This window comes from Halobacillus hunanensis, from assembly GCF_900166655.1.
GTDB classification, from domain to species: domain Bacteria; phylum Bacillota; class Bacilli; order Bacillales; family Halobacillaceae; genus Halobacillus_A; species Halobacillus_A hunanensis.
The window spans coordinates 1017969-1042667 of record NZ_FVZB01000006.1 but is presented as its reverse complement, the minus strand read 5'-3'; the positions used below and the strand labels follow the sequence as shown (position 1 = coordinate 1042667).

At 42.3% G+C, this 24699-nt stretch carries 24 protein-coding genes and 1 riboswitch; of the genes, 19 read left to right on the top strand and 5 right to left on the bottom strand.

Translation table 11 applies throughout. The features are described 5' to 3' along the window. Window positions 1-12: 12 nt before the first annotated feature. A complete protein-coding gene (locus B5354_RS10725) occupies window positions 13-603 on the top strand; it encodes a biotin transporter BioY (protein WP_079528614.1) in 591 nt (196 codons plus the stop codon). Between the two features lie 62 nt (window positions 604-665). Beyond that, window positions 666-1721 (top strand): PQQ-dependent sugar dehydrogenase, encoded by a 1056-nt coding sequence (locus tag B5354_RS10720; protein WP_079528612.1) that lies wholly within the window; start codon window positions 666-668, stop codon window positions 1719-1721. Window positions 1722-1770: 49 nt separating this feature from the next. Here the strand turns inward: B5354_RS10720 and B5354_RS10715 are convergent, their stop codons facing one another. Then, on the bottom strand, window positions 1771-2172 hold the full coding sequence (locus B5354_RS10715) for a hypothetical protein (protein WP_079528610.1): 402 nt from the start codon (window positions 2170-2172) through the stop codon (window positions 1771-1773). Window positions 2173-2363: 191 nt separating this feature from the next. Between B5354_RS10715 and B5354_RS10710 the strand changes: the two genes are divergently transcribed. Together B5354_RS10710 and B5354_RS10705 are read left to right on the top strand one after the other, a co-directional pair. After that, complete coding sequence (locus B5354_RS10710) at window positions 2364-2804, top strand: DUF6376 family protein (RefSeq protein ID WP_079528607.1); 441 nt, start codon at window positions 2364-2366, stop codon at window positions 2802-2804. 182 nt (window positions 2805-2986) lie between these two features. After that, entirely contained in the window at window positions 2987-4087 is a 1101-nt protein-coding gene (locus B5354_RS10705; protein ID WP_079528605.1) for a M24 family metallopeptidase, read from the top strand. 50 nt (window positions 4088-4137) lie between these two features. On the opposite strand, the gene B5354_RS20265 is transcribed toward B5354_RS10705, so the two are convergent. After that, window positions 4138-4269 carry a competence protein gene (locus tag B5354_RS20265; RefSeq protein ID WP_139377104.1) on the bottom strand — a complete coding sequence of 44 codons (132 nt, stop codon included), beginning with the start codon at window positions 4267-4269 and terminating at the stop codon, window positions 4138-4140. Between the two features lie 178 nt (window positions 4270-4447). On the opposite strand from B5354_RS20265, the gene B5354_RS10700 reads away from it, so the two are divergent. The 10 genes from B5354_RS10700 to B5354_RS10655 all read left to right on the top strand — a co-directional run bounded on the left by B5354_RS10700 (window position 4448) and on the right by B5354_RS10655 (window position 14063). Further along, a complete protein-coding gene (locus B5354_RS10700; protein WP_079528603.1) occupies window positions 4448-4801 on the top strand; it encodes a lmo0954 family membrane protein in 354 nt (117 codons plus the stop codon). A gap of 29 nt (window positions 4802-4830) precedes the next feature. Beyond that, window positions 4831-5472 (top strand): PspA/IM30 family protein, encoded by a 642-nt coding sequence (locus tag B5354_RS10695; RefSeq protein WP_079528600.1) that lies wholly within the window; start codon window positions 4831-4833, stop codon window positions 5470-5472. A gap of 96 nt (window positions 5473-5568) precedes the next feature. After that, window positions 5569-6291, top strand: coding sequence for a cell wall-active antibiotics response protein LiaF (gene liaF, locus B5354_RS10690; RefSeq protein ID WP_079528597.1), 723 nt, complete (start codon window positions 5569-5571; stop codon window positions 6289-6291). Further along, on the top strand, window positions 6288-7328 hold the full coding sequence (locus tag B5354_RS10685) for a sensor histidine kinase (protein WP_079528595.1): 1041 nt from the start codon (window positions 6288-6290) through the stop codon (window positions 7326-7328). Before liaF ends, B5354_RS10685 begins: the two co-directional genes overlap by 4 nt. Beyond that, entirely contained in the window at window positions 7325-7957 is a 633-nt protein-coding gene (locus B5354_RS10680) for a response regulator transcription factor (protein ID WP_079528593.1), read from the top strand. Before B5354_RS10685 ends, B5354_RS10680 begins: the two co-directional genes overlap by 4 nt. A gap of 768 nt (window positions 7958-8725) precedes the next feature. After that, the gene (gene rpiA, locus B5354_RS10675) at window positions 8726-9427 is read left to right on the top strand and encodes a ribose 5-phosphate isomerase A (protein ID WP_079528591.1); all 702 of its coding nucleotides are present in this window, start codon (window positions 8726-8728) and stop codon (window positions 9425-9427) included. A 126-nt stretch (window positions 9428-9553) separates the two neighbouring features. After that, window positions 9554-11080, top strand: coding sequence for an RQC-minor-2 family DNA-binding protein (locus B5354_RS10670; protein ID WP_079528588.1), 1527 nt, complete (start codon window positions 9554-9556; stop codon window positions 11078-11080). A 62-nt stretch (window positions 11081-11142) separates the two neighbouring features. After that, complete coding sequence (locus B5354_RS10665) at window positions 11143-11787, top strand: DUF4166 domain-containing protein (protein ID WP_079528587.1); 645 nt, start codon at window positions 11143-11145, stop codon at window positions 11785-11787. Between the two features lie 11 nt (window positions 11788-11798). Further along, window positions 11799-12632 carry a tryptophan 2,3-dioxygenase gene (gene kynA, locus B5354_RS10660; protein ID WP_139377103.1) on the top strand — a complete coding sequence of 278 codons (834 nt, stop codon included), beginning with the start codon at window positions 11799-11801 and terminating at the stop codon, window positions 12630-12632. Between the two features lie 96 nt (window positions 12633-12728). After that, window positions 12729-14063, top strand: coding sequence for a polysaccharide deacetylase family protein (locus B5354_RS10655; protein WP_079528584.1), 1335 nt, complete (start codon window positions 12729-12731; stop codon window positions 14061-14063). 43 nt (window positions 14064-14106) lie between these two features. Here the strand turns inward: B5354_RS10655 and B5354_RS10650 are convergent, their stop codons facing one another. Both B5354_RS10650 and metX read right to left on the bottom strand, forming a co-directional pair. Further along, complete coding sequence (locus tag B5354_RS10650) at window positions 14107-15078, bottom strand: homoserine dehydrogenase (RefSeq protein ID WP_079528581.1); 972 nt, start codon at window positions 15076-15078, stop codon at window positions 14107-14109. After that, window positions 15068-16141 (bottom strand): homoserine O-acetyltransferase MetX, encoded by a 1074-nt coding sequence (metX, locus tag B5354_RS10645; RefSeq protein WP_079528578.1) that lies wholly within the window; start codon window positions 16139-16141, stop codon window positions 15068-15070. Before metX ends, B5354_RS10650 begins: the two co-directional genes overlap by 11 nt. 79 nt (window positions 16142-16220) lie before the next feature. Then, window positions 16221-16336: riboswitch (SAM riboswitch) on the bottom strand. Window positions 16337-16492: 156 nt separating this feature from the next. Here metX and B5354_RS10640 point away from each other — a divergent pair. The 4 genes from B5354_RS10640 to B5354_RS10625 all read left to right on the top strand — a co-directional run bounded on the left by B5354_RS10640 (window position 16493) and on the right by B5354_RS10625 (window position 20386). Then, complete coding sequence (locus B5354_RS10640; RefSeq protein ID WP_342742989.1) at window positions 16493-16750, top strand: DUF2188 domain-containing protein; 258 nt, start codon at window positions 16493-16495, stop codon at window positions 16748-16750. A 135-nt stretch (window positions 16751-16885) separates the two neighbouring features. Beyond that, window positions 16886-18340: an IS1182 family transposase gene (locus B5354_RS10635; RefSeq protein WP_079528577.1), complete on the top strand. Its 1455-nt coding sequence runs from the start codon at window positions 16886-16888 to the stop codon at window positions 18338-18340. A 307-nt stretch (window positions 18341-18647) separates the two neighbouring features. Continuing rightward, on the top strand, window positions 18648-19865 hold the full coding sequence (locus tag B5354_RS10630; RefSeq protein ID WP_079528575.1) for an NAD(P)/FAD-dependent oxidoreductase: 1218 nt from the start codon (window positions 18648-18650) through the stop codon (window positions 19863-19865). A 38-nt stretch (window positions 19866-19903) separates the two neighbouring features. After that, window positions 19904-20386, top strand: a complete 483-nt coding sequence (locus B5354_RS10625) for a hypothetical protein (protein ID WP_079529143.1) — start codon at window positions 19904-19906, stop codon at window positions 20384-20386. A 16-nt stretch (window positions 20387-20402) separates the two neighbouring features. On the opposite strand, the gene B5354_RS10620 is transcribed toward B5354_RS10625, so the two are convergent. Further along, window positions 20403-21248, bottom strand: a complete 846-nt coding sequence (locus B5354_RS10620) for a TetR/AcrR family transcriptional regulator (protein WP_079528573.1) — start codon at window positions 21246-21248, stop codon at window positions 20403-20405. Window positions 21249-21363: 115 nt separating this feature from the next. Here B5354_RS10620 and B5354_RS10615 point away from each other — a divergent pair, with 115 nt between their 5' ends. Beyond that, window positions 21364-24534, top strand: coding sequence for an efflux RND transporter permease subunit (locus B5354_RS10615; protein WP_079528571.1), 3171 nt, complete (start codon window positions 21364-21366; stop codon window positions 24532-24534). The last annotated feature ends 165 nt before the right edge of the window (window positions 24535-24699 follow it).

Sequence of the window (24699 nt, the reverse complement as noted above, 5' to 3'; positions counted from 1 at the left end):
GAGGAAAATAAGTTGCAACATTCACGTTCAACAGCTTATGAAATAACCATCGGTGCTCTATTTGTGGCACTGATGGCAATTGGTTCGAATATAACTGCTTTTGCGCCCTTTTTGTCTATTATGAACGTACCACTCACCTTACAAACGTTTGTCGCAATATTAGCTGGTATTATACTAGGAAGCCGGTTAGGTTTCTTTTCTATGTTTGTATATACCGTTCTCGGTCTTATAGGTGCTCCTGTTTTTGCAGGATTTAAAGGAGGGATGGGAAGTTTGTTCATGCCTACATTTGGATTTATCCTTTCTTTTATGGTGTTAGCCTTTGTAGTGGGGAAAGTGGTTGAAAATCGCAGAAGTTTCTCTGTCTACATGATTGCAGCTATTGTTGGTTTAGTTATTAATTATGTAGTGGGAGTGAACTGGATGTACATGGCTCTTCATCTTTGGGTAGGTGAAGGTTCAGGGATTGGGTACGCAATTGCTTGGACAAGTATGACTCCATTCTTAGTCAAAGATTTAGCGTTAACAATATTAGCGGCGCTTTTTGCCTATCGTTTGGAGAAAGGTGTGCTTCATCGTACTCCTCTACGCAGAGCAGCTTAACACGTGAGATGTTATAGCAGTCTTGCTATACTAGAAGAAACGACTCAGTACGGAGGTAGAGTATGAGGGTTCTTCTATCTTGTCTTTTGATTCTTTTGATTATGATAGGATGTCAGCCGGAAGATGAACAGAAGGAACAAGTGGAGAAGCAGACCGGAGTTGCAGGCGAGATTGATGAAGTCGTTACAGACCTGCAATCGCCATGGGATATTGAGTCCCATCAAGGCACCATTTTCATAACCGAACGAGAAGGAAGAATCGTTTCATGGACAGAGGAGCAAGGCTTAAAGAGAATGAAGGTTGAAACGGAAGAAGACATTGCCCAGATTGGTGAAGGGGGATTGCTTGGCTTTACGCTTGACCCTGATTTCAGTGATAACCGTCAAGCATTCGCCTATCATACCTATGAAGAAAATGGTCAAATTAAAAATCGGGTTATTGTGCTCGAATATAAGAATGATCAATGGTTGGAAACGGAGGTCATTTTAGAAAATATACCAGGGGCCAATTTTCATAATGGAGGCCGGATTGAAATAGGACCGGATCAAAAACTCTACGTTACAACAGGGGATTCGCTGGACAGTGAGCTCGCTCAGGAGAGGGACAGCTTAGCCGGTAAAATATTGCGTATAAACTTGGATGGATCAGTTCCGGAAGATAATCCCTTCAAAGGTTCCTATGTGTATAGCTATGGGCATCGAAATCCGCAAGGGCTGGCATGGGATAAGAGCGGACAATTATATGCATCAGAACATGGACCCGACAACCATGATGAAGTAAATGTGATCAATCCCGGAGATAACTATGGTTGGCCCCGGATCGTTGGAGATGAAGAGGTTGAAGGGATGCAGCCACCTCTATACCAAACAGGTCAGAACACATGGGCACCTTCAGGGATTGTGGTGTTTAATGAAAATTTATATATCGCAACATTAAGAGGGACGGCTTTGCGTACGCTTTCTCTTAATGAAGAAGATCCTGCCGTGACGGTGGATGGATATGGAAGGATCCGAGATGTTGAGCAGATCGGAGAATCGCTCTATTTTATAACAAATAATACGGATGGCCGAGGAAATCCAGATGAAGAAGATGATCGGCTGATGCGGCTGGAACCGTAATCTAAAAAATCCAGGGCAGTATCCTTTAAAAAGGTCTGCCTTGGATTTTTTAGTCTTCGGAAATGAATTTGCCATGTACAAATGCCATGATAGCGAAAACAACAAAAGCAATTAATAAAATCGTCCCGCCTACAATAAAGAATACGGTGTTGAACGTTTCCATTCCGTCTCCAAAAGGCTTCGTGAAATATAGCCACATGCCTGTAGTGAGACCAAGTACTCCGAAGAAAGAAGTCCAGACATGTACTTTGGATAATTTAGAGTTCTTCGGGATGGAAAACATTTTATAATACATACCAAAAGCAAACAAAGACAACCATCCGACAACGAGAATGTGTGCGTGGACTGCAGTAAGTTGATAGCCGCCGCCACCAGCCATGTGTGAGCCCATAAAAGCGCCGATCAAAGCGTAAATGGCTGAAACTCGTATGAAAAATCGAGTACGGTCCATGGAAATCCCTCCATTTTACAATTAGAATCCTCTGCTATTATATCGAAGGTACCCCTTAAATGAAATGAGAACAGACGAGTTGTTGCAAAAGGTTCAAAAACAGTAGTGATTTTTGACTTAAGATTAATTTTATTGGAACCTTTATCTGTTCTATTCGTATGGTAGGTAATCATGGAAGAGGAGGAGATCGAATGAAAAAACTGTTTATACTTCCATTGTTATTAGTCGCATTGAGTGGCTGCAGCCTGATTGAGGAAGCAACGAATGGATTGCAATATACGGAAGATGTGACACAATTTATTGCTGATGCGGAGGAGTTTTCTAGCGACTTGCCGCAGTTAATTGAGCAGGCTCAAAATGATGCTACTGCTTTTGCTGATGTAGAACAACGTCTTCAAGAGTTTCAAACTGAAATAGAAGAAGTACAGTCCCTGAATCCTCCAGAACTCGCGGAGAGTATTCACAATGATCTCATGGGGTACACAGAGCAACTCGAATCAGGCGTAGAAGAAATGATTCAGGCCGCTCAAGAACAAGTGATCAATATCGAGGCGGTGGAGAATTCAGCTTTGTTTCAAGCCATCAGAGATATTCAGGAAATCCAGCAAAACCTAAACCAATTAGGTGAATAGCAAGCAGCGAGCACGATAATAGTGCTCGTTTTTTTATGGAATAAATCCCCACCTCAGGTCATCCAGAATATGGATGACCTGAGGTGGGGATAATTGGTTTAATGGCATTTCTGTCATATTTGGAGTGAGTGCTTTTTTGAGATATGATGGAGAGGGTAATGTAATTAAGAAGGGATGATCTTATGGAACATAGATTGACTAGTTTTTCAAATTACTTAAAAGAGAATCATATTGATGTAGCATTTTTAAATTCTACAGAGAACGTTTTCTATCTGACAGGTTTTCATACAGATCCGCATGAGCGTTTATTGGGACTGCTCGTTTTCGCAGAAGCAGACCCGATCGTTGTACTTCCTGGCATGGAAGCGGGTCAAATTCGCGATGCTGGCTGGACCCATGAAGTAATTGGCTATGCAGATCATGAAGATCCTTGGATGATGATGGCAGATAAAATGAAGCAGAATGGAATTTCCCAGGTGAACACAGTTGGACTTGAGAAACAAGTGCTCTCATATGGACGCAGTGAATCGCTGCTGTCTCTGTTTGATGAAGTGGCCGTAGTTGACGTGGAAGGCCAGCTTAACGAGATGCGTGTAGTAAAAGATGAAAACGAAATTAGCATCATGCGTGAAGCAGCAGAGCTTGCTGACTACGGGGTCAAAGTTGGTACTGAAGCTCTTGAGGAAGGCATTACTGAAATGGAAGTTCTTGCAACAATTGAGTATGAACTCAAGAAAAAAGGTGTTGCTGAAATGTCCTTCTCCACGATGGTATTATTTGGTGAGAAGTCTGGACAGCCTCACGGAAACCCTGGTGACCGCAAACTAAAAGCAGGAGATTTCGTACTATTTGACTTAGGTGTTGTCTGGAAAGGGTACACATCAGATATTACTCGTACCTTTGCATATAAATCTGCTTCCGATGAACAGAAAGCTATTTATGGAAAAGTGAAAGAAGCACTTGAAGCCTCTCTTTCAATCAGTAAACCCGGAACCCGGATCGGGGACCTTGACCAAACTGCAAGAGACCTGATTACAGAGGCTGGATATGGTGAACTTTTCCCACATCGGATTGGACATGGTCTAGGTATCAATGTTCACGAATTTCCTTCCATGAGTCATTTGAATGACGGGGTATTAAAAGAAGGAATGACTTATACGATTGAACCTGGTATCTATGATCCGGCAATCGGAGGAGTACGATTAGAAGATGATGTCCTCGTTACAGAGAATGGTTATGAAACATTAACGAAAACTCCAAAGGAACTTCGTATAATAGAATAATCATAAAAGCCTGAAATCACTCGCTGGATTTCAGGCTTTTTCATTCTTAATTAATCTTGCTCTTTTTTATCTCCTAATTCCTTACCCGATTTTGATATGGTGATTCTCTCTTCACCTGTGGCCGGTTGAACGGCATCTCTTCCTTTTTGAATCGTCCGTTTAGACTTTGATCGTTTGCCCATAGATCAATTCACTCCTCACAAAAAAGTAACCTTATAAGTGTATTTTCAGCGTAAATCATATAATTTATGTAAAAAGATACGCCCCTGGTCCTAGTCGAAAATATATCCCTGGCTCATTACGGAAAACTTACATTCCTCGTATCATGAAGATAAGAAATAAGCGAGGAGGGAAATGCCGATGAAAAAGTTTTTGCTGTTTATTGCAGGGCTTGTGGCGCTGGGCGTTCTGCTGGCTAACCTTGGTCCAATGGTTCTATTGGGAGTCAGCGTCTGGCTGCTATATGTAGTATTTAAGCAATTCATGAAGTCTGACTCAACCTTTGGCAAAATTGCCTGGATTGTGCTTGGATTAGTGATTCTGAGTATAGCTGTATCCAATATCTTTGCTGTCATTGGACTAGCTGCGGCCTACGTGCTTTACGTCATTTACAAGAAAATGACTAAGCGTAAGGACGATTCAATCATAGAATCAAGCAGTACTTCAGACCCGTTTACGAACTTTGAAAGACAGTGGGCTGAGTTAAACAAATAATCTTAGTATGAAAAAAGGAGAGACGAACGATGGCTAATTTATTTACACGTTTGAAGGATACGATTACGGCTGACTTGCATGATGCCTTAGACCAGAAAGAACAAAAGAATCCAATTGCGATGTTGAACCAATACTTACGCGAGAGTGAAAAGGAAACGGAAAAAGTCCGTAAACTGGTTGAACGTCAGTATCGATTGAAGGACGAGTTCGCTCGTGAACAGCAAAGAGCTGAAGAAATGGTGGACAAGCGTAAGCACCAGGCGGAAGTAGCTCAAAAAGCTGGAGAAGAGACGATGTATGAATTTGCAGTTAAGGAACGCGAGGCCTATGAAGAACGGTCAGAGCGGTTAAAGTGTTCCTATGAAGAAGCGGTCAAGCAGCTCGAAACACTTGAACAGAAATATGAAGAAATGAAGCACAAGTTAAAGGACATGCATGTGAAGCGGATGGAACTGATGGGTCGTGAAAACATCGCCCGCGCTCATCACCGTATGAATCAAGTTCTGGAAGATACAGCGGACAAGCCGTATGCAAGGTTCTCCGAAATGGATCGTTATATTGAAGACTTAGAGTATAAAGTGAATAGTGCCTATTACCGTAATACGTTTGATAGTAAGGTTGCACAGCTTGAAAAAGATATGAAGAATACAGAGGATGTTACGGTACAGTAAGAATCATGGTATCATGAAAGGCGCAGGACACTGCGTCTTTTTGGTGCTATAAATAACATTAAAAAGCCGGTCCCACGGAAGAAGGAGGTTACCTTTATGTTTAAACATATGTCGACAAGTACCATTAACACCATTTTAATCATAGGGGTAATTCTCCTGTTTCTTGAGATCACCTTCTTTAACGGCGGTCTCATCTTTTCTGTACTTTTCTCAGGATTGTTCCTCTATATAGGTTGGAAAAAGTATCGAAAAGTATGGGGGAAAATCCTATTCTGGATTGGCTTAATCAGCCTAACCTTGACGATTTTAAACATGATAGCCGTTCGTTTTCTAATTATTGTCGTCATCGTTCTTTTCATACGTCATTACTTTCGAACAAAAAAAGAACCAGAGCGAATTCATTTAAACTTACAAGCGGATGATGTTCCTTTTGACGCGGGGACTGAACCGCTGGTGAAGCAAAAGTTATTCGGTGACCAAACGACAGCCAGAACGTCTTATAAATGGCGGGATATCAATGTCCATGGCGGGTTTGGTGATCGTGTTATTGATCTTAGTCATGCCGTTTTCCCTGAAGATGAGGCGGTCATTTCAATTCGCCATTTAGTTGGTAATGTCCAAATATATGTACCTTATGAAGTTGAAGTAGCGGTACACCATAGCGCAATCCTTGGGCGGGCGGCTATTTTTCAATATCGTAAAACGAAGTTGTTCAATCAGATGGTATCCTATCGTACACCTGAGTACGTTACTACCAAACCTCGAGTTAAAATTATTACCTCGATAGTGTCGGGAGACATCGAGGTGAAACGGATATGAATGGATGGCAGAAGCAGGTCCTAGCCGGCCTATTATCGTTTGTTCTTTTTGCCATGGTTATCCTGCTGTTTACCTTTTCGGCTTTCCCCCTAAAGGATTGGTCAGATTTATGGTCGAGGAAAGTACTTGATTTACCGTATATACTTCTTGCGCTAGCGTTGTCAGTCACTGGCGGATTAGGCGTTGGAATTGCCCAGGGCTATGCTTTGAAGAGGAAGTTTCATTATGTGGAACATCAACTTGATGAAATCGGCAAGGGGAATCCTGTACTGTACGATGATGTGGATCGAGGCGATCTTCAGAAGATTGAGGAGAAAATGAAGCAAATAGAAGCTCGGTTTAAGAAACAGACAGAAACGGCCCAACGTTTAGCTTCTGAACGTGCTAAAGAGCGGGAGAAGAGTCTCCAGGAAGTTGTCCATCAGGAAAGGAACCGTTTAGCACGTGAGCTTCATGATTCTGTGAGTCAGCAATTATTTGCAGCGTCCATGATGATGTCAGCGATCAATGAAAATAAATCAACAGATACTGAGTCTCGAGACAGACAGATGGCTATGGTGGAGAAAATGATTCATCAGTCACAGCTTGAGATGAGGGCATTGCTTCTCCATTTGCGACCAGTTGCCCTCAAGGATAAATCACTGTCTGAAGGGTGTAACGAGCTCTTACATGAATTGACACAGAAAGTGCCTATGAACATTGAATGGACCGTTGAGCCGTTGTCGCTGGAAAAAGGAATCGAGGACCAGTTATTTCGGATATTGCAAGAAGCTGTCTCCAACACACTACGGCATGCTAAAGCCAATACGCTGACAGTAATGCTGATTGAAAGAGATGATCATATTATCTTAAGAATAGTGGATGACGGCATTGGATTTGATGTAGAAGAGGCTAAAACAAGTTCCTATGGGTTGCAAAATATGCAGGAGCGAGCCTTAGAAGTCGGTGGTACGTTAAAGGTTGTCAGCTTGTCCGAACAAGGAACAAGACTTGAAGTGAAAGTACCTCATTTTGTAAAAGGGGGAGAGCCATCTTGATTACTGTATTATTCGCTGATGATCATGAAATGGTCCGTATCGGTGTTTCCGCTTATTTATCAGCGCAATCAGATATAGAGGTAGTCGCTGAAGCAAATGATGGAAAAGAGGCCGTCGATCTGGCTTTAGCACAACGCCCGGATATAATTTTGATGGACCTTGTTATGGAAGAAATGGACGGGATCGAAGCAACGAAAAAGATTATTCATCAATGGCCGGAAGCTAAAATTATTATCGTCACGAGTTTTCTTGATGATGAAAAAGTTTATCCTGCTCTTGAGGCTGGAGCTACGAGTTATATGCTGAAAACCTCTAAAGCAGGTGAAATTGCTGATGCCATTCGGGCAACATATGGCGGGCAGTCAATTCTTGAGCCAGAAGTTACCGGCAAAATTATGACAAAAATGCGGACGCCCGAGACCGCAGACCTTCATGAACAGCTCACATCCAGAGAAATGGAAATCCTGCTGCTCATGACTGAGGGAAAAACCAATCAGGAAATTTCTGAGCAGCTGTTTATCGCTTTAAAGACAGTCAAGGTCCACGTTAGTAACATTTTAGGTAAGCTTGGGGTACAGGACCGCACTCAGGCGGTCATTTATGCTTTTAAACATAACCTTGCAGAGTAATAGCCTCACCGGCAGGTGGGGCTATTACCTTAACATCACATAAAGTAAGGCCAGCAATAAAAAAAGACAAAATATGGTGAATTTGATGTAGACGTTTCTCATGAGATTCCCCTCCTCATGATGTTTTCTCCTATTTTATGTTTAAGATATTCAATCATTGCCTCATACATGAGTCCATTTCATAACGTCTTTTTACAAGAATAAAGACCAATAAACCACGTTCTATTCGTGTTGCTCCACCATCGCTCCGTTTGTAGAATCTAAGTAAGGTTCCGCATTTATAAAAGGAGAATGGTAGTGGGAACCAATCGCTTACATTTAAGTCGTTTTTTTATCGGTAGTCTCCTCGGTCCTTTCCCGTAGGAGTCACCCCCATTTCGTTAATGAGAGCAGTGAAACTATCTTAATAAAAAACGGAACGGTGTCTTTGGGAAGGTCTTTTGAATAATTGTATTAATAAACAGAAAATGGAAAGGTCATTCGAAATGATTTTTAAAAAAATATGGCAAGGTGAGATGGGGAAGGGGGAGACTCCTGTGGGATCAAAGTACAAGGTGAGATCCCGCAAGGCGGCAGCCTGAGGAAGCTCACCGTACTCCCACGGAAAGCGACTCCTTCCCCAACTCCCCTTCTCCACTCAGACATTAGGAATCGAGTTTTCAATTTTTACATACCTAACCCTTGACGGGCAGTGGCAATCACATGAAGAAATTGAGCCTGTTTTTTTACAAGAAATTGGGGAATAACAAAAAAGACGAGGTGATAGAAATGACGTGGAATAACTCATTAGCTAACATACTGAATTGGTCAGGAGACATCTCAAATCAATCGGACAAAATGCAGGTAGCTGAGCAGGTGGGTAATTTTGTGAATGATGGAGACGTGATAGGGGTAGGATCTGGCTCTACAGCCTTTCTAGCCTTACAAGCTATCGCTGAACGAGTGAAAATAGAACGGATGAACGTTCAGGCGATCCCTACCTCTAAAGAAGCGGCTCTCAACTGCACAGTTCTCGAGATTCCTGTAACGACGTTAACTGCAGCGAGACCTGATTGGGGATTTGATGGGGCAGATGAAGTCGACGGCATGAAGAGGCTGATTAAAGGGCGCGGGGGAGCATTGTTCGCTGAGAAGCTTGTGATGGCTAGTGCTCAAAAAACATTCATTCTCGTGGATGAAAGTAAATTTGTATCGAAGCTCGGGGCTGCTTTTGCTGTGCCCATTGAAGTCGATCCCAGGGCGATTCATCTAGTAGAAACGAAACTGCACGATGCTTTCAGTCCTGAATCCGTAAATCTGCGGATGGCAGTGTCTAAGGATGGACCTGTTATAACAGAAGCAGGAAATGTGTTGTTAGATGTTAAATTTGAAGAAATCACCTCAACTATGGAACAGGAGATCAGTGCTCTCCCTGGGGTGATTGAATCTGGTCTGTTTCTGGATTATCCCGTCGAAATTCTGTCCACTTAAATCATTTCTGGTGATAAAATTAAGGAAGACGCATGATTAAGCCCAAAATTACAATATTTATTGGTAAGTTTACATACTTTTTCTATAATAGTAGTATATCCTTCAATTCTAAAAGGGGAAATCATTATGGGACTGCCAGAAAGTATGACTTACAAGAACGATCGCTACCCGTACATTATTCTTACTCCTATTGGAAACATGAACAAACAAATACGCTCGATCGGTCATAAGTTCGAACGAGGATTGTTGTCGCGAATTAATGAAGTGATCGCTGAGCAGGTAAAGTGTAGGGATTTACCATTAGATCGGCTGCAGCGTTATTTATCAGTTGAGGGGAACACTGTTTTACCTGTCTCTTTTATTAAAGATGATACGTTAAACCCTTATTTAATTAGACCGGAATTATTTCTTTGGACTGAACTTTCCAGGGAGGGCGGTCTGCCTTTCGATAAGCGGTTTCTTTACGACACAGATATTACGCTATTATCATCAGAAAAATTGGAACAACACTTAATTCAAGTTCTTAATGACCATCTATTTGTAGCTGAAATAGCAGAGTATTCACGAAGCTATTGGTTAGATAAAATTGCTTCCAGCTTCGATAAGCATCCGCTCGTTCAATTGACTCAGAGCAAGCGTGACGTCGTAGAAGCTGTCGAGCAAATGAATCAATCCGCATTACTCTCCCAACTCAAATATCCAGAAGATGTAGCCAGATGGCGAGACCGTGTTACTATTGTGATGAGACCATTTCGAACTTTTCCAAAGCAATGGTTTACAGGACGTATGGAGATGTGCAGACATGAAAAGCAATTGCAGTTCTATTCCATTGAAAGGACTGTCGGCTGCAGGTGTGATTGCTGTGACTATACAGTTTACTATCATCTTGACAGTGATCAGGTTTCGTTACAGGAAGAATATCATGTGGAGCGTGCCCACAAGCGAATCGAAACTATCGAGCGTCAATTTAATGAAATTGCGTTACAGAACAAAGGACTCACTCGTCAAATTCAAGAGTTGATTAACATGAAAGGGAAACTTCGGCCTGTTCAGCATACTTTAGATGCGGCACTATCTGTAGCCAGACAAATTGAAAGATATCAAGGGGATGCAGCCGTCGCCGATGCGTATCCTCTGCTTGAAATGCATCATAATCTCTCCAGCTCAGCACTTCCTCAAAGGGGCTCAGAGTCACTCTTATTATGGCTCTCAAGGGTAGAACTAAGTGATGTGAGCCTGCTCAAACGACTGTTTGCCTGGAGAAATCATATCGATGATCAGGTGAACGCAAAGGCTGTGGCTCTGCTTCATCAGCTGCAGGTCCAGCTTGATGAAGCGGAATACACGGAAGAGGACATTATTATTACGATCAAAGAACATGAATTAAACTATTCAGATGTCCAGCAAGTTCTTGATCTGGTTCACTATTATGGAACAGAACATCCTGCTCATACCCTCGTGCAAGTGCTTGCGGGTAAATCAACAAACAAACTTCGGCGCCTCAAGCTCCACGAAACGCGCTGGTTTGGCCTGTTGGATGAATGGCCGCCAAAGCATATTCAACGGTTGTTCAATCAATTAGAAAAGCAAGGGTGGCTGATGAAACAGCGTAAAGGCTACTCAATCAGTGATTTTGCTGAAGAAGTGATGTGATTTAATGTGGGCTGATAGTAAAGCCCACTTACATACAATCTTAAATAAGGAGGAAGATTCACTTGAAATCCATTTATCATCAAGCGTTAGGAGAAAAGTTCGATCAATTGCACCCTGAATTGCAAAAGAAGTTTGGCTTAACCAGTGATCAAAAATTAATGGTCCTTGGTCAAGGGCGCATGACAGAAATCCGAGGGACTCCTCTTTTCCTACGGCCATTTTTAAACATAGGAGCAAAAGATCATCTCATTTTTGCTGAGCGAGGGAGAGAGGTCCCTTTTACCATGGAAAACTATGCTTATGTGGATGAGCGGGGTCGTGAATCAATTAGTTACATTCGCCGCTTTTTCTTCCCGTATGCTATTCGTGGCTTTGATGCCGTGATGTCTTATGATAATGAAAAGCAGTCATTAGTAGATGATCTAGGAAAGTCTGGATGCTTATCGACACAGATGGAGCTTGATGTTACCAGTGAAGGCGGATTACTCATGCATTCCCGGGAAATGAGCGTAGCAGGGAAATTCTCGTTTAATGGTCCGAGGACATCCTTGTATGAGCATTATGACGAAAAGCAGAAAGCATTTCAGGTTCACGTACATGTGGATCACCCTTTATTAGGCACTTTACTCATGTACGAGGGAATAGTTCATACGGAGTTTTTACCCATTACAATCAATCATATTCCAGACCGCGGCATTTTAACATAGGGGGGATTAAGGTGAACAGTGATTCGAAATCGAATGAAAATGTACATACAGATTTTAAAGAGCGCATGACTTATGGTGAGTATTTAAACTTAGATCGGCTACTTTCTTCCCAAAATCGACTTTCTGAACATCATGATGAGATGCTGTTCATAGTCATACATCAGGTGAGTGAGTTATGGATGAAGCAAATTTTACATGAGCTGAGAGCGGCCATTGATCTGATTAGGGAGGGGGAGATCCAAGAAGCGCTGAAGATGTTGTCGAGGGTATCTAAGATACAAACTCAAATTATCCATGCCTGGGATGTGCTCTCTACACTAACCCCTGCCGAGTATATCCAGTTTCGGGATGATCTAGGGCAGGCATCGGGTTTCCAATCTTACCAATACCGTATGGTTGAATTTGCATTAGGATATAAAACGCCACACGTATTAAAGATTTATGAAAAGGATCCTGAACTTCATAAAGAATTAAAAAGAGCCTATGAAGCTCCAGGTATATATGACGCAGCTATCGAAAGACTGGTCGAAGCTGGATTCAAGATTAATCCCGATCTCATAAATCGGGACTTTACAACCATTTATCAGTCTGATGTGACCGTGGAAAAAGCTTGGGAAAAAGTGTATAAGGATGTCGAAACATACTGGGATCTTTATCAGTTGGCAGAAAAATTAGTGGATATTGAAGATTGGTTTCAGCAGTGGCGTTTCAGGCATATGAAGACAGTAGAGAGAATTATTGGCCACAAAACAGGAACAGGGGGCTCCTCTGGTGTAGGGTATTTAAAGAAAGTATTAGACCACCGTTTCTTTCCAGAACTATGGGATATTCGAACGACCCTTTAAATTAACAGAAAAGCCGGAACATAACAAAGATATTATTTTATTATTACATTTATGTTACACTAAGGTGTGAGTTTATTACGGTGAAGAGGGAAGGTTATGAGACGACTAAATATTTATGTAGCACTCCTTAGTCTATTGTTGATTTTGACGGCTTGTTCTATTTTTATAGCAGATGCAAATGAAGGTTCGCTTAAGGTGACTTCGGATCCTGCGGGTCACTATGATGTATCTATGAAAAGTGATATAGAAGAATTCGAAAAGTATCATATCACTATTCATTATCCGCAGACCCCTAATGACCAAATTGACCAAGTGATTATAGATTACGTGAATCAGAAGAAAGATGTTTTCAAAAAAAGAAGTTATGAAGTAGTTCTTAACAGTGAAGAGCAGTCCGTACATGAATTGCATATTGATTATGACATCGTGTATCAGGATGAAAAGGTATTTGTCGTTGAGTTTATTGAAACGACAGACATCGGCCAGAAGCGGGCTGATGTGAGCCGTACGGTTATGAATTTTGATAAATCAAGCGGCAAGAGGCTTGAGCTGAAGAACCTATTTAAAAAAGGTACAAACTATAAAAAAGCGTTGCTTCAGGAAACTAAAGAAAAGCTTGGCATGCAAAGCGAGACAAACTCGTCTGTCAGTTTTGAAAATATAGCACTATCGGGAGATTCTCTTCTTGTGTTCTTAACGGGAGAAGAACAGAAGAGATGGAACACTAGCACCTCGAAAGTGTCTATAGATAAGCAAGTGTTGAAAGACATTTTAGTGCCTGAATACGCCCAAGTGTTTGTACAAACTCAAGAGGAGAATGAGGCTGAAGCTTCATTTCCTGAGATTGAAAAGACGGATCCATCACCTAAACGTGTGGATGGAAAGAAAGTAGCCCTCACCTTTGACAATGGTCCTCATCCAAAAAGAACACCCCTTATTTTAGACGTGCTAGAGAAGTATGAGGCAAACGCAACCTTTTTCATGATAGGGAAACGGGTTAAACATTTCCCTGAAACGGCTAGAGAAGTAGTGAAACAGGGGCATATGGTCGGTAACCATACGTGGACTCATCCAGGGTTTGAACGTCTTTCTGATAGTCAGCAGAGAGCGCAGTTGGATAAGACCCGGGATTTGATTCAAGAGGTCATGGGTGTGACTACAAATCTTGTGCGTTTGCCGTTTGAAGGGGAGCTTCCGGAAGCTTTTACAGATCGGTATGAGGTGGTTCCATGGACTATTAATACCACCGAAGACTGGAACTTAACGAACGCTTCTGAGATTGCAGATGCAGTAATTTCAGACGTGGAGGACGGCTCTATAATTGTGTTAAGCAGTCTCCATTCTGTTACACCAGAAGCATTAGACATTATTCTTGATGAGTTAACGGCACAAGGGTACAGTTTTGTACCGGTAAGTACTTTACAAAAATAACAAATAAGAGCCATAGACAAAGTTTCGTCTATGGCTCTTATTTTTATATATGTTGTTTGACTGGGTAAGACTGCAAGATATAGAGAAAGTCTTCGACCATTGCGCTCGCTGTCGGTAATTGGCCTGCACCTGCCCCTCTGAGCGTCAAAGGACCGACCAAATCTCCAATAAGGTGAATGGCATTATCTACACCATCTACCGGATAAAGTCCGTGAGAAGGCGGCAGCACTTGCGGTTTTACACTGGCGTTAAGTTTACCATTTACCACTTCAATTGAAGCAATGTGGCGAATTTTACTTCCTTGTTGTTGGGCATTTATGAATTGATCTGCTGTTATCTGATCAATCCCTTCACAAAGAACGGTTTCCCAACTTGGCTGTTTGCGATAGATAAGCTGACTCAAGATCATCAATTTGTAAAAAGCATCATACCCCTTAATGTCATTTGTGGGATCAGCTTCGGCAAACCCTCGTTTCTGAGCTTCCTCTAACGCATCCTGAAAGCTCCTTCCTTCACTCTGAATGGATGAGAGGATATAGTTACTCGTACCATTTAAAATGGCTTCGACTTTTGTGATGGAATTTACCTGCAGGAGTCTGGTGATGGTCCCGAGGATGGGCGTTCCGGCCGCTGTTGTCGCTTCATAGCCAATTCCTACACGTTCCCCAGCCTGCGTCAATAAATGGTTTCCATGATTGGCAAACATCACTTTGTTCGCTGTAATGACATGAATGTGCTGATCGATAGCCTTTGTTAAATATGAAAAACCCGGTTCTTCTCCTACGATCGCTTCAAAGATCACATCGGGCTGCTGTGCAAGAATCTGCTCATATTGATCAGTGACGAAAACAGAATAGGGAAGTTCTCGTTCCTTAGATAAGTTTTCTACTAGGATACCGCATAGTTCGATAGGGGCTCCTGCTAATTTGGTTAAATGATCCCGTTTTGTTTGCAGGATTTGATACACTCCCTGTCCGACCGTTCCGAATCCTAATATGGCTGCTTTAATAGTCAAATTCCGTCCCCTCCTCGTTTAATCTCTCACTTATCCATGTTCCCCACTCTCCAAATTCCACAAGAAATCCATCATGTCCATAGTCTGTTTTTACATGATAATGTTCCCCCCTCGACGCATGATGGGAGATTGGCTGAATTAATTCTTTTGGATAGAGAAGGTCGTGCTCAAAGCTTACTGTAAAAAGGACCGGTTTAAATGCTGCGGCTATATCTTGTAAGCTGCCGCGTCCTTTCCTGATGTCGTGATTGTTCATAGCTTCTAACAAATACAGGTAGCTGTTGGCATCAAAACGATCCTTTATTTTTTCCCCTTGATAATTCAAATAGGATTGGATGGAATAAAGCGCATCCTCTTGTTCTCTTGCGAATCTTTTTTGAAACAGAGGGGCGCTTCTATAGGTGACCATGCCGGCCATACGGGCAATTTCAAAGCCTTGAAGTGTCTCGTTAGATGAATAATAGCCCTCCATAAAGGCTGGGTCATCCTTGATGGCTCTTGCTCCAATATGGTTAAAGGCGATTCCGTAATCACTTAAATAAGGGGTCGCAGCTAATACGAAGAGCTGTTTCATAAAGTCAGGGTAAAGCAATCCCCATTCGAGCACCTGCATTCCTCCGAGTGAGCCGCCTGCTACGGCATGGAGCTCGTAAACCCCTAACTGTTTTAATGCTTTATATTGGGCGTGAACCATATCACGAATCGTTACTTCAGGAAAATCAAGACGATAAATGTCACCAGTTTCAGGATTTATACTTGCTGGTCCGGTCGAACCGTGACAACCTCCCAGCACATTAAACGTGATGACTTGATACTGTGTGGTATCAATTGGGCATTCCTCTCCAACCAATCCTGCCCACCATCCGGGGTTTTCGCTAGAACCGACAGCGTACTGGTTTCCGGTTAAGGCGTGACAAAGCAGAATTACCGGCGCACCCTTAGGACCATAATGTTCATATGCCAGCTCAATCTGGGGAAGCGTCTCACCAGATTCAAATGTGAAGTCTTCGATTGAAACCTTTGCAACAGTCTGTTTCTGTTCAACAGGGTTTTGCAATGACATGCATCATCCCTCCTTAATGTAAAATTCCATATAAAAACCCTCTTCTTTAATAAGAAGAGGGTGTATGTATATGTTCCTCCTCTTATCTGTCAGATCTATCCTTCGATCTGTAGGAATTAGCACCTTTTCAAGCCGAAATGCTTGAAGGTTGCCGGGCGTCACAGGGCCTAGTCCCTCTGCCACTCTCGATAAGAGATATTTAGTTTTTTCTTTAAGAATCCCAAGAATATAAGCCACATCAGCTTATGCTTTTCATGCAGCCATCCTAGAATGTTTTTTTAAATGTATGTTTCGAATTATAAAAGCAGAAGTGACTATTGTCAAACTATTTTTGCAAAGAGGATATGTTTAATGGAAAACTATGCCGGGAAGAGTTTTAATAGAACATTGATGAGAGGAGAGATTATGGTGAAGGAATATAGTGTTGTGCCGAATAAAGATGTAACAGGCTGGTTCGTGAAAATAGAGGACGTAGCTCCAACTGACTTATACGATGAACGTGATACAGCTGTAGAAAAAGCAACGGAGATGGCCGAGAATAATAAGCCAAGTCGTCTGCAGGTGATGGATCAAGATCACAATGTAGAAAATGAATGGAATTTCAAATAAGGAGAGGCTCCCTTTAGCGGAGGCCACTGAAAAAGTCCACGATAAAACTAAACACGGTGCCTTTCTTCGATTTATCGAAGAAAGGCACTGTGTTTTCTTGTATAATGAAAAGACTACATAAAAGTGAGGGATTGGATGTTAGACCGACAATTATCAATGAACTTCAGTCAATTTGAGGGGCTATACGATATGGTGGTTCCGAAAGACCACCTGCTTCGAAAAATTAATGACCTTGTTGATTTTTCTTTCGTGTACGAGGAGCTTGAAAGTAAATACTGTCACACGAACGGTCGACATGCTATTCACCCTATTCGTATGTTTAAATACCTATTATTAAAGACCATTTATAAGATTTCGGACGTCGACTTAGTGGAACGTACTCAAGTGGACATGTCCTTCAAATACTTCTTAGAGATGGCCCCCGAAGAGGAGGTCATCGACCCAAGTTTACTAGCTTACTTTCGACGTAAGCGCTTGGATGACGATGATCTGATGGATCTCTTAATTCAGAAGAGCGTCGAGATTGCGATTGAAAAAGATGTTATTCAATCCAAGTCTGTCATCCTGGACGCAACGCACACCAGGTCCCGCTATAATCAGACGTCTCCAGAAGAAGTGCTGCGCAACCGTTCAAAGTCCGTACGTAAATTAATTTACACTGAAGATGAAGATATGAAGCATAAGTTCCCTGGTAAGCCCACGGAAGACACCCTGGATGCTGAATTGGACTATTCCCAACGTTTGGTCGAAGTGATCGAAAAAGAACCTGCCCTCGTTTCGCTTCCCAAGATCAAAGAACCATTAAATTTATTGAAGGAAACCATCGAAGACGACCAACTGGAACTTAGGGAGTCAGAAGACCCGGATGCCCGTCTTGGTCACAAATCCGCAGACTCTTCCTTCTTTGGATATAAGACTCACCTCGCGCTGTCTCAGGATCGCATCATCACCGCGGCAACCGTGACGACAGGCGAAAAGACAGATGGAAAACACCTTCAGACGTTAGTGGGAAAGAGCCAGGAAGCTGGAATGGAAGTTGAAGAAATCATTGGAGACGCTGCGTATTCAGAAAAAGGAAATATCGCTTATGCCAGAGAAAACGACATGAGCCTCGTTTCCAAGTTAAACCCTTCAGTATCCCATGGTTACCGAAAGAAAGAAGATGAATTTGAGTTCAATAAGGATGCCGGGATGTATGTATGCCCCGCCGGTCATATGGCTGTTCGAAAAGCCCGTCAAGGAAAAAAGGGTGACGCCACCAATCAAGTGGACTCGTACTACTTTGATGTGGAAAAGTGTAAGAGGTGTCCCCTTCAAGAAGGGTGTTATAAGCCAGGAGCTAAAACCAAGTCCTATTCCGTTTCCATAAAATCGGAGGAACACCAGAACCAACTAGCGTTTCAAAACAGCGAACACTTTAAGGAAAGGGCAAAAGAACGATATAAGATCGAAGCGAAGAATAGTGAATTGAAGCATAGACACGGATATGAGATTGCCTCATCTTCGGGTCTCCGAGGCATGCGTATACAAGGGGCGATGGCAATATTCACCGTTAATCTAAAGCGAATTATGAAGCTCATGGAGGAATAAGAGGAAAAAGACCCTCTTAAAATTAAAAGAAATAGGCGGGTTGAATGAATTCTTCGTTCAACCCGCCTATATTTTTACACATCATTTGAAATCGCGCAGTTCTTCAGTGGCCTCCTTTAGCGGGAGTCTTTTTTTTATGTTGAAAACTACGAAATGTGCAATTCCGTAACTTTATAGGCAATAACCTACATGAGATGCAATTAACGGGTGTTTTATGTGATTCAATCTGTGCAGTCCCAATAACTAGCTGTTTTCGTAAAAAAACGTTACGCTAGGAGAAATAGAGTGAGAATGAGGTGCTTGGGATATGGAACAACGTGTGGATATTGTGATTGTAGGAGCAAGGGTCGCTGGTGCGAGTCTTGCCATTTTGCTTGGGCAAATGGGGAAAAGAGTTCTTCTGATTGATAAGGCCTCCTTTCCAAGTGATACGTTATCTACACACCATTTATCCCATATGCATTATTTAGATAAGCTTGGTGTACAGGAAGATGTGGAATCAACCGGATTGCGAAAGATTAATAGGATGCGTACATACATTGGCGATAGCTTTGTAGAAGGGCCAAGGGATAACTATACGATCATACCTAAACGCAGTCATTTAGATGATGTCCTGCTGTCGAAAGCGTGCAGTAATAAAGGAGTCGAGCTGCTGGAGAATTGTACAGTTAAGGGTGTGATAAGGAATAATCAGCGTGTGATTGGTGTGGAAGCCGTGGATAAAAAAGGGCAGACAAAGCGGATTCATGCTTCGCTCGTAGTTGGAGCAGATGGCAGACATTCGTATATAGCTGAATGTGTTCAAGCAGAAAAATACGGATTTCACTCTCCCCTGCGACCGGTGTTTTACGGCTATTATCATGGAATTAAACCATTACTGGAACCAACTACAGAAATTTTCCTTAATGAAGGGCGAATCGGTTTTCTCTTTCCGATGGAGCCGGGGGTTGACTGCTTAGGGCTGGAAGTTCATTCAGATGAATTTAAAGAGATTGTAAAAAAACCTCATAGATTTGAAGAGATTTATCAATCATTCTATGGGATGGAGAAGCGGTTACGGAACGGTTCACTACAAGGGAAAATCATCGGTACGCCGGGGGTGCCGAATTTTTTCAGAGAACCGGCTGGAGAAGGTTGGGCTCTAATTGGAGATGCCGCCCATAGTAAAGACCCAAGTACTGGTCTTGGAATCAACGATGCCTTCATGCAGTCCTTCTTATTGGCTGAGGCAATCGAGAGACAAGACTCCGGGGAATCTTGGGAGCACCTCATGGATGAATTCAATCAGAAGCGAGATGAACAGTTACAGCCAGGGTATCGATTAACCCTCGATTACATTCAATCTATCAGACCATGGTCACAAAATGAGCAAGCCCTCTTTCAGGCAATGGCAGCTAATCCGATGGTATGGAATAAAATCGTTCCACATCTTCCTGCTTTATTACAGGAACACTCGACGGCTATTCCCGAGCTATATGGTTCGGTCGAATGGGAGGCTAAGAACTTTGGCCATAGGGAGGAATGAAAGTTCTCTTATCGAATAAGTTAGGAGAGGTGATCTTAATGACTTGGACAAAAGAAACGGCCTTTGAAAAATTGCAAAGCATTTATACAGATAAGGTCATGCAGGAAGAGAAGCGCCGAATTTTTCAGCAAGTGTATCGACATTTGCACGAACATTTGGATGATCTGGCTGTGAGTTCAGGCTTAAAACAAGAAGCAGAAAAACAGTTGAAGTTTTTTAAAGAATACACGTTCATGCCTGGCGATAACTTATTTCAGTCCATGCGTTATGTGTTTCTGTTGGCACGAGGTGAGCGCGAAACAGATCCACAAACGACAGAGCAGCATATCAATCGGATTTACCGTGCACTATTTCAGCCTGCTGGTTTAAAGAACCCTTATATCCCTGACTCTTTTTGGTCAACAACACTGGGCGTTGCATGTCTTGTCGCACAAAAAGGTGTGGAATCCGTATATCCTATACTTGATGAAATCACTGAAGCCGAGCAAATGGAAGGGGAGAACAGCCACGAACCAAAATGATGCCTGGTCGTGGTTGTTATACATGAAAATAGGAACGAATTTGCCCGACTATTTGCTGGAATTCACCTTTATCTTCAAGATTGGTCAGCATACCTTTAATGACAGCGGAACGAGGCTCTGCTCTGTTAAGCTCTTCAAGCAGTACGGCTATAGTGTCTTGAATGTCTTTTGGGGCAGATTCTTGTTTCTCCTCTAATGAATCTCTCATCAGCTCTAACTGACGAGAATAATAGTTATCAGGAATGATTTGGCTCATGATTTCATCGTTAATGACTGGGTGGTCATTATTATGTTTGAACCCGTTAACAAGGTAATCCGCACGTTTTAGCATTTCCTCACAAAGCAGTCTAATATCAAATTTCACATTCTCAATAATAATCAAGTCAATATAAGTTTTAAATATCCCCTGTAAGATAAGAGTGAGCTCCCATGCGAATTCCTTGATCCTATCCCCGTAGATATCAATCAGGTTCTTTTTGTAAAAATGGTAAGAATTAAACCTCATATGACGTAAAAATTCCTCAATATCATGATTGAAAGGAATGGCCTGCTCTCGTATTTGCATAATAATAAATTCACGGTGGGCGATGATTTCTTCAAACGTAACAGAGAGTTTCTGGATAAATTTTTCGCGCGGCTGTAAATCTTCTGCCTCAATTTCATCTATGTTGAGCTGTATCTTTCTAGAATAATAATAAAAAACCTCTAACAACAGGGCATCCTTTGACTTGAAATGTAAATAAAAGGCTCCTTTTGAAATGCCGCACTCATTAGCAATTTCCTGTACGGAAGTGGCGCTGAATCCTTTGTTGGCGAATAGTTTAATAGCGTGTTCGATGATGAAAATACTTTTATCTTCCATATTTTAATGACTCCTTAAATTAATTCAAACAAGTTCCCCTCTTGACTTATGACCGTGTAGTCATTTATATTATAGTTTGTTGTGACTAACTGGTCAAATCAGGGGAGGAGTTTGTATGAAACAAATCATTAACTTTTCTATGAACAATAAATTTGCGATTTGGTTAATGACTATTATTATAACCATAGCAGGTTTATATTCAGGTTTAAATATGAAACTAGAAACGATTCCGGATATTGAACCACCTATTATTACGGTGTCTACTGTTTATCCGGGAGCTACACCAGAAGAGGTTGCTGAACAGATTTCAGAGCCCATTGAACAACAGGTCAGCCAGTTAAGCGGAGTGAAGACGGTCAGTTCTACATCATATCAAAACGCTTCTTCTCTTCAACTGGAGTACACCTTTGATAAAAATCTAGACGAAGCTGAAGATGAATTAAAAGAAGCAGTTGCAAAAGTAACACTGCCTGAGTCAGCCCAGGAACCTTCAGTCAGCCGGCTGAGTTTTAGCGCATTTCCTGTAGTCAGCTTAAGTGTCATCAATGAAGACCAATCATTAGAAAAGATGACGACTACGGTAGAAGACCAGATTGTGCCGGCACTGGAAGGAATTGAAGGCGTAGCAGATGTTCAAGTCTCCGGTCAGCAAGTCCAGGAGGTACGAATTAATTATGACGAAGCTGCTCTAGAAGAGCGCGGAATGAATAGTGAGACAGTTACGCAATTAATCCAGGGTTCCGATGTTTCTTTCCCATTGGGCTTATACACGTTTGACGACACTCAAAAGTCTGTTGTCATCGATGGAGAATTAACGACAGTCGAAGATCTAAGAAACTTGGAAATCCCGGCCATCCCTTCGTCCTCAGGGCAATCAGCAGCGCAGCCGCCATCTCAGGGACAGCCATCTGCTCAAGGGTCCTCAGCCGGGCAAACACAAGCTCAAGGTCAGTCCTCTGCAGGTGCGATGACAGCTGAGCAGGCAGCACAAGCTGGTATCCCTACTGTGACACTTGAAGAGCTTGCTGAAATCGAAGTTGTCGGGCAAGCTGAGTCCATTTCTCGCACCAATGGAGAGGATTCAATTTCGCTTCAAGTAATTAAATCACAAGAGGCGAATACAGTTGATGTTGTAAATGCAGTTAAAGAGCAGACAAAGGAATTAAAAGGTGAACTCGATGGAGCAGAGTTTATCTATTCATTTGACCAAGGGGAGCCGATTGAAGAATCAGTCAGCACAATGTTGAACAAAGCCTTGTTCGGCGGGTTATTTGCTGTCCTCGTAATTCTTCTGTTCCTGCGTAATTTCAGAACGACACTAATTTCTGTCATATCGATTCCGCTTTCTCTGCTCATTGCCGTTCTAGCCCTTAAACAAATGGATATAACTTTAAATATTATGACATTGGGTGCGATGACTGTAGCGATTGGAAGAGTAGTGGATGATTCCATTGTCGTCGTTGAAAATATATATCGGCGTATGTCGCTTCCAGGGGAAAAACTAAGGGGCAAAGATTTAGTTCGTTCCGCAACACGTGAGATGTTTATGCCGATTTTATCTTCAACGATTGTTACTATTGCTGTGTTTTTACCTTTAGGGTTAGTAGAAGGGACCGTGGGGCAAATCTTTTTACCGTTTGCCTTAACCGTTGTATTTGCACTGTTGGCGTCACTCCTTGTGGCGGTCACAATTGTGCCAATGATGTCCCATTCTTTGTTAAAACCAGGCAAAATGAAAAAAGTTGATCATGATGATCAAGGCGGACGGCTAGCCAGAGCATATCGTTCACTGCTGAATCGAACGCTTAATCACAAAATTATTTCAACGATCATTGCCTTTGTTATTTTGGCAGGAAGTGTAGCGTTAGTACCGTTTGTGGGCGTCAGTTTTCTGCCAGCTCAGGAACAGAAAATGGTTATTGCCACCTATAATCCAGAACCAGGCCAAACATTGGAAGATGTCGAAAGCATCGCTACGGAAGCACAAGAGTATTTTGAAGGAAGAGATGGTGCAGAAACGATTCAGTATTCGGTAGGTGGAGAAAACCCGATGAATCCTGGAGCATCGAATCAGGCTGTTTTCTTTGTAGAATACAATAGCGAGACAGAAAACTTCTCATCAGAAAGTCAGACTGTAATTGATGATTTACAAGGTGCGACTGAACAAGGTGAGTGGTCCTCACAGGACTTCTCATCAACGGGATCAAGCAGTACACTCGAGCTCCTCGTATATGGGGATTCGATTGATGAAATTGAGCCTGTAGTAAAAAATGTCCAGTCCATGTTATCTGAACAAGATAATTTGACTGGAATTGACTCCAGCTTATCTGAGTCTTATGAAGAGTACACACTTGTGGCTAATCATGAAAAATTGAGCGAACTTGGGTTAACAGCGGCCCAGTTAGGTATGGAGCTAAACCAAAATGGCGAGCAGCCAGTCGTTACCACCATTAAACAGGATGGCGAAAAACTGGATGTCTACGTAGAAGTAGAAAAGGAAAACTATGAAGACATCAGTGATATTACGGACCGTGAGATCCAATCACCTACGGGTCAATCTGTTGCCATCAGTGAAGTGGTAGAAGTGGAAGAAGGAACAACGGCTGACACCATTACACGGAAAAATGGCAGTGTCTATGCAAGCGTCAGTGCGAAAATCACTACTGATGATATTGGATCAGTATCGTCTGAAGTTCAAAGTGAAATTGACGAGCTTGAGATACCGTCCGGCATGGAAGTGACGATGGGTGGAGTTACCGAGGATATTCAAGAGTCATTTACACAGCTTGGTTTAGCCATGCTTGCTGCAATTGCGATCGTCTACCTCGTACTCGTCATTTTCTTTGGTGGAGCCCTGGCACCATTTGCGATCCTGTTCTCCTTGCCATTTACAATTATTGGCGCAGTTGTAGGATTGCTTATCAGTGGGGAAACCATTAGCATTTCTGCGATGATCGGTGCACTCATGCTCATCGGAATTGTCGTAACAAATGCCATTGTTTTAATTGACCGAGTCATTCATAAGGAAAAAGAAGGGTTTACAACAAGAGAGGCGTTACTCGATGCCGGCATGACACGCCTGCGCCCTATTTTGATGACAGCACTGGCTACAATTGGTGCCTTGCTTCCGCTCGCGTTAGGACTTGAAGGTGGATCAATTATCAGTAAAGGACTGGGAATTACCGTAATCGGCGGGTTAACCAGCTCCACATTGTTGACCCTTCTCATTGTACCGCTTGCGTATGAAGTATTAAGTAAGTTCCGTAAGAAAAAGACTAAAGCATAATGGTTATGAAAAATGCACCTCCCACTTTGTGGAGGTGCATTTTTATCGGCGCATAGAAGCAATAATCCGATAGCTAAAACAACAAATTCATGACGGGGCGTCAGGTTTCCGATAAACAATTCATAGGAATAGAAGAGGTAGGACAATCAAAGAATCGGGTGTAGC

Coding starts and splice junctions, on each gene's coding strand:
- B5354_RS10720 (WP_079528612.1), top strand. CDS start 666: ATGAGGGTTCTTCTATCTTGTCTTTTGATTCTTTTGATTATGATAGGA.
- B5354_RS10715 (WP_079528610.1), bottom strand. CDS start 2,172: ATGGACCGTACTCGATTTTTCATACGAGTTTCAGCCATTTACGCTTTG.
- B5354_RS10710 (WP_079528607.1), top strand. CDS start 2,364: ATGAAAAAACTGTTTATACTTCCATTGTTATTAGTCGCATTGAGTGGC.
- B5354_RS10705 (WP_079528605.1), top strand. CDS start 2,987: ATGGAACATAGATTGACTAGTTTTTCAAATTACTTAAAAGAGAATCAT.
- B5354_RS20265 (WP_139377104.1), bottom strand. CDS start 4,269: ATGGGCAAACGATCAAAGTCTAAACGGACGATTCAAAAAGGAAGAGAT.
- B5354_RS10700 (WP_079528603.1), top strand. CDS start 4,448: ATGAAAAAGTTTTTGCTGTTTATTGCAGGGCTTGTGGCGCTGGGCGTT.
- B5354_RS10695 (WP_079528600.1), top strand. CDS start 4,831: ATGGCTAATTTATTTACACGTTTGAAGGATACGATTACGGCTGACTTG.
- liaF (WP_079528597.1), top strand. CDS start 5,569: ATGTTTAAACATATGTCGACAAGTACCATTAACACCATTTTAATCATA.
- B5354_RS10685 (WP_079528595.1), top strand. CDS start 6,288: ATGAATGGATGGCAGAAGCAGGTCCTAGCCGGCCTATTATCGTTTGTT.
- rpiA (WP_079528591.1), top strand. CDS start 8,726: ATGACGTGGAATAACTCATTAGCTAACATACTGAATTGGTCAGGAGAC.
- B5354_RS10670 (WP_079528588.1), top strand. CDS start 9,554: ATGGGACTGCCAGAAAGTATGACTTACAAGAACGATCGCTACCCGTAC.
- B5354_RS10655 (WP_079528584.1), top strand. CDS start 12,729: ATGAGACGACTAAATATTTATGTAGCACTCCTTAGTCTATTGTTGATT.
- metX (WP_079528578.1), bottom strand. CDS start 16,141: ATGTCATTGCAAAACCCTGTTGAACAGAAACAGACTGTTGCAAAGGTT.
- B5354_RS10640 (WP_342742989.1), top strand. CDS start 16,493: ATGGAAAACTATGCCGGGAAGAGTTTTAATAGAACATTGATGAGAGGA.
- B5354_RS10635 (WP_079528577.1), top strand. CDS start 16,886: ATGTTAGACCGACAATTATCAATGAACTTCAGTCAATTTGAGGGGCTA.
- B5354_RS10630 (WP_079528575.1), top strand. CDS start 18,648: ATGGAACAACGTGTGGATATTGTGATTGTAGGAGCAAGGGTCGCTGGT.
- B5354_RS10625 (WP_079529143.1), top strand. CDS start 19,904: ATGACTTGGACAAAAGAAACGGCCTTTGAAAAATTGCAAAGCATTTAT.
- B5354_RS10620 (WP_079528573.1), bottom strand. CDS start 21,248: ATGGAAGATAAAAGTATTTTCATCATCGAACACGCTATTAAACTATTC.
- B5354_RS10615 (WP_079528571.1), top strand. CDS start 21,364: ATGAAACAAATCATTAACTTTTCTATGAACAATAAATTTGCGATTTGG.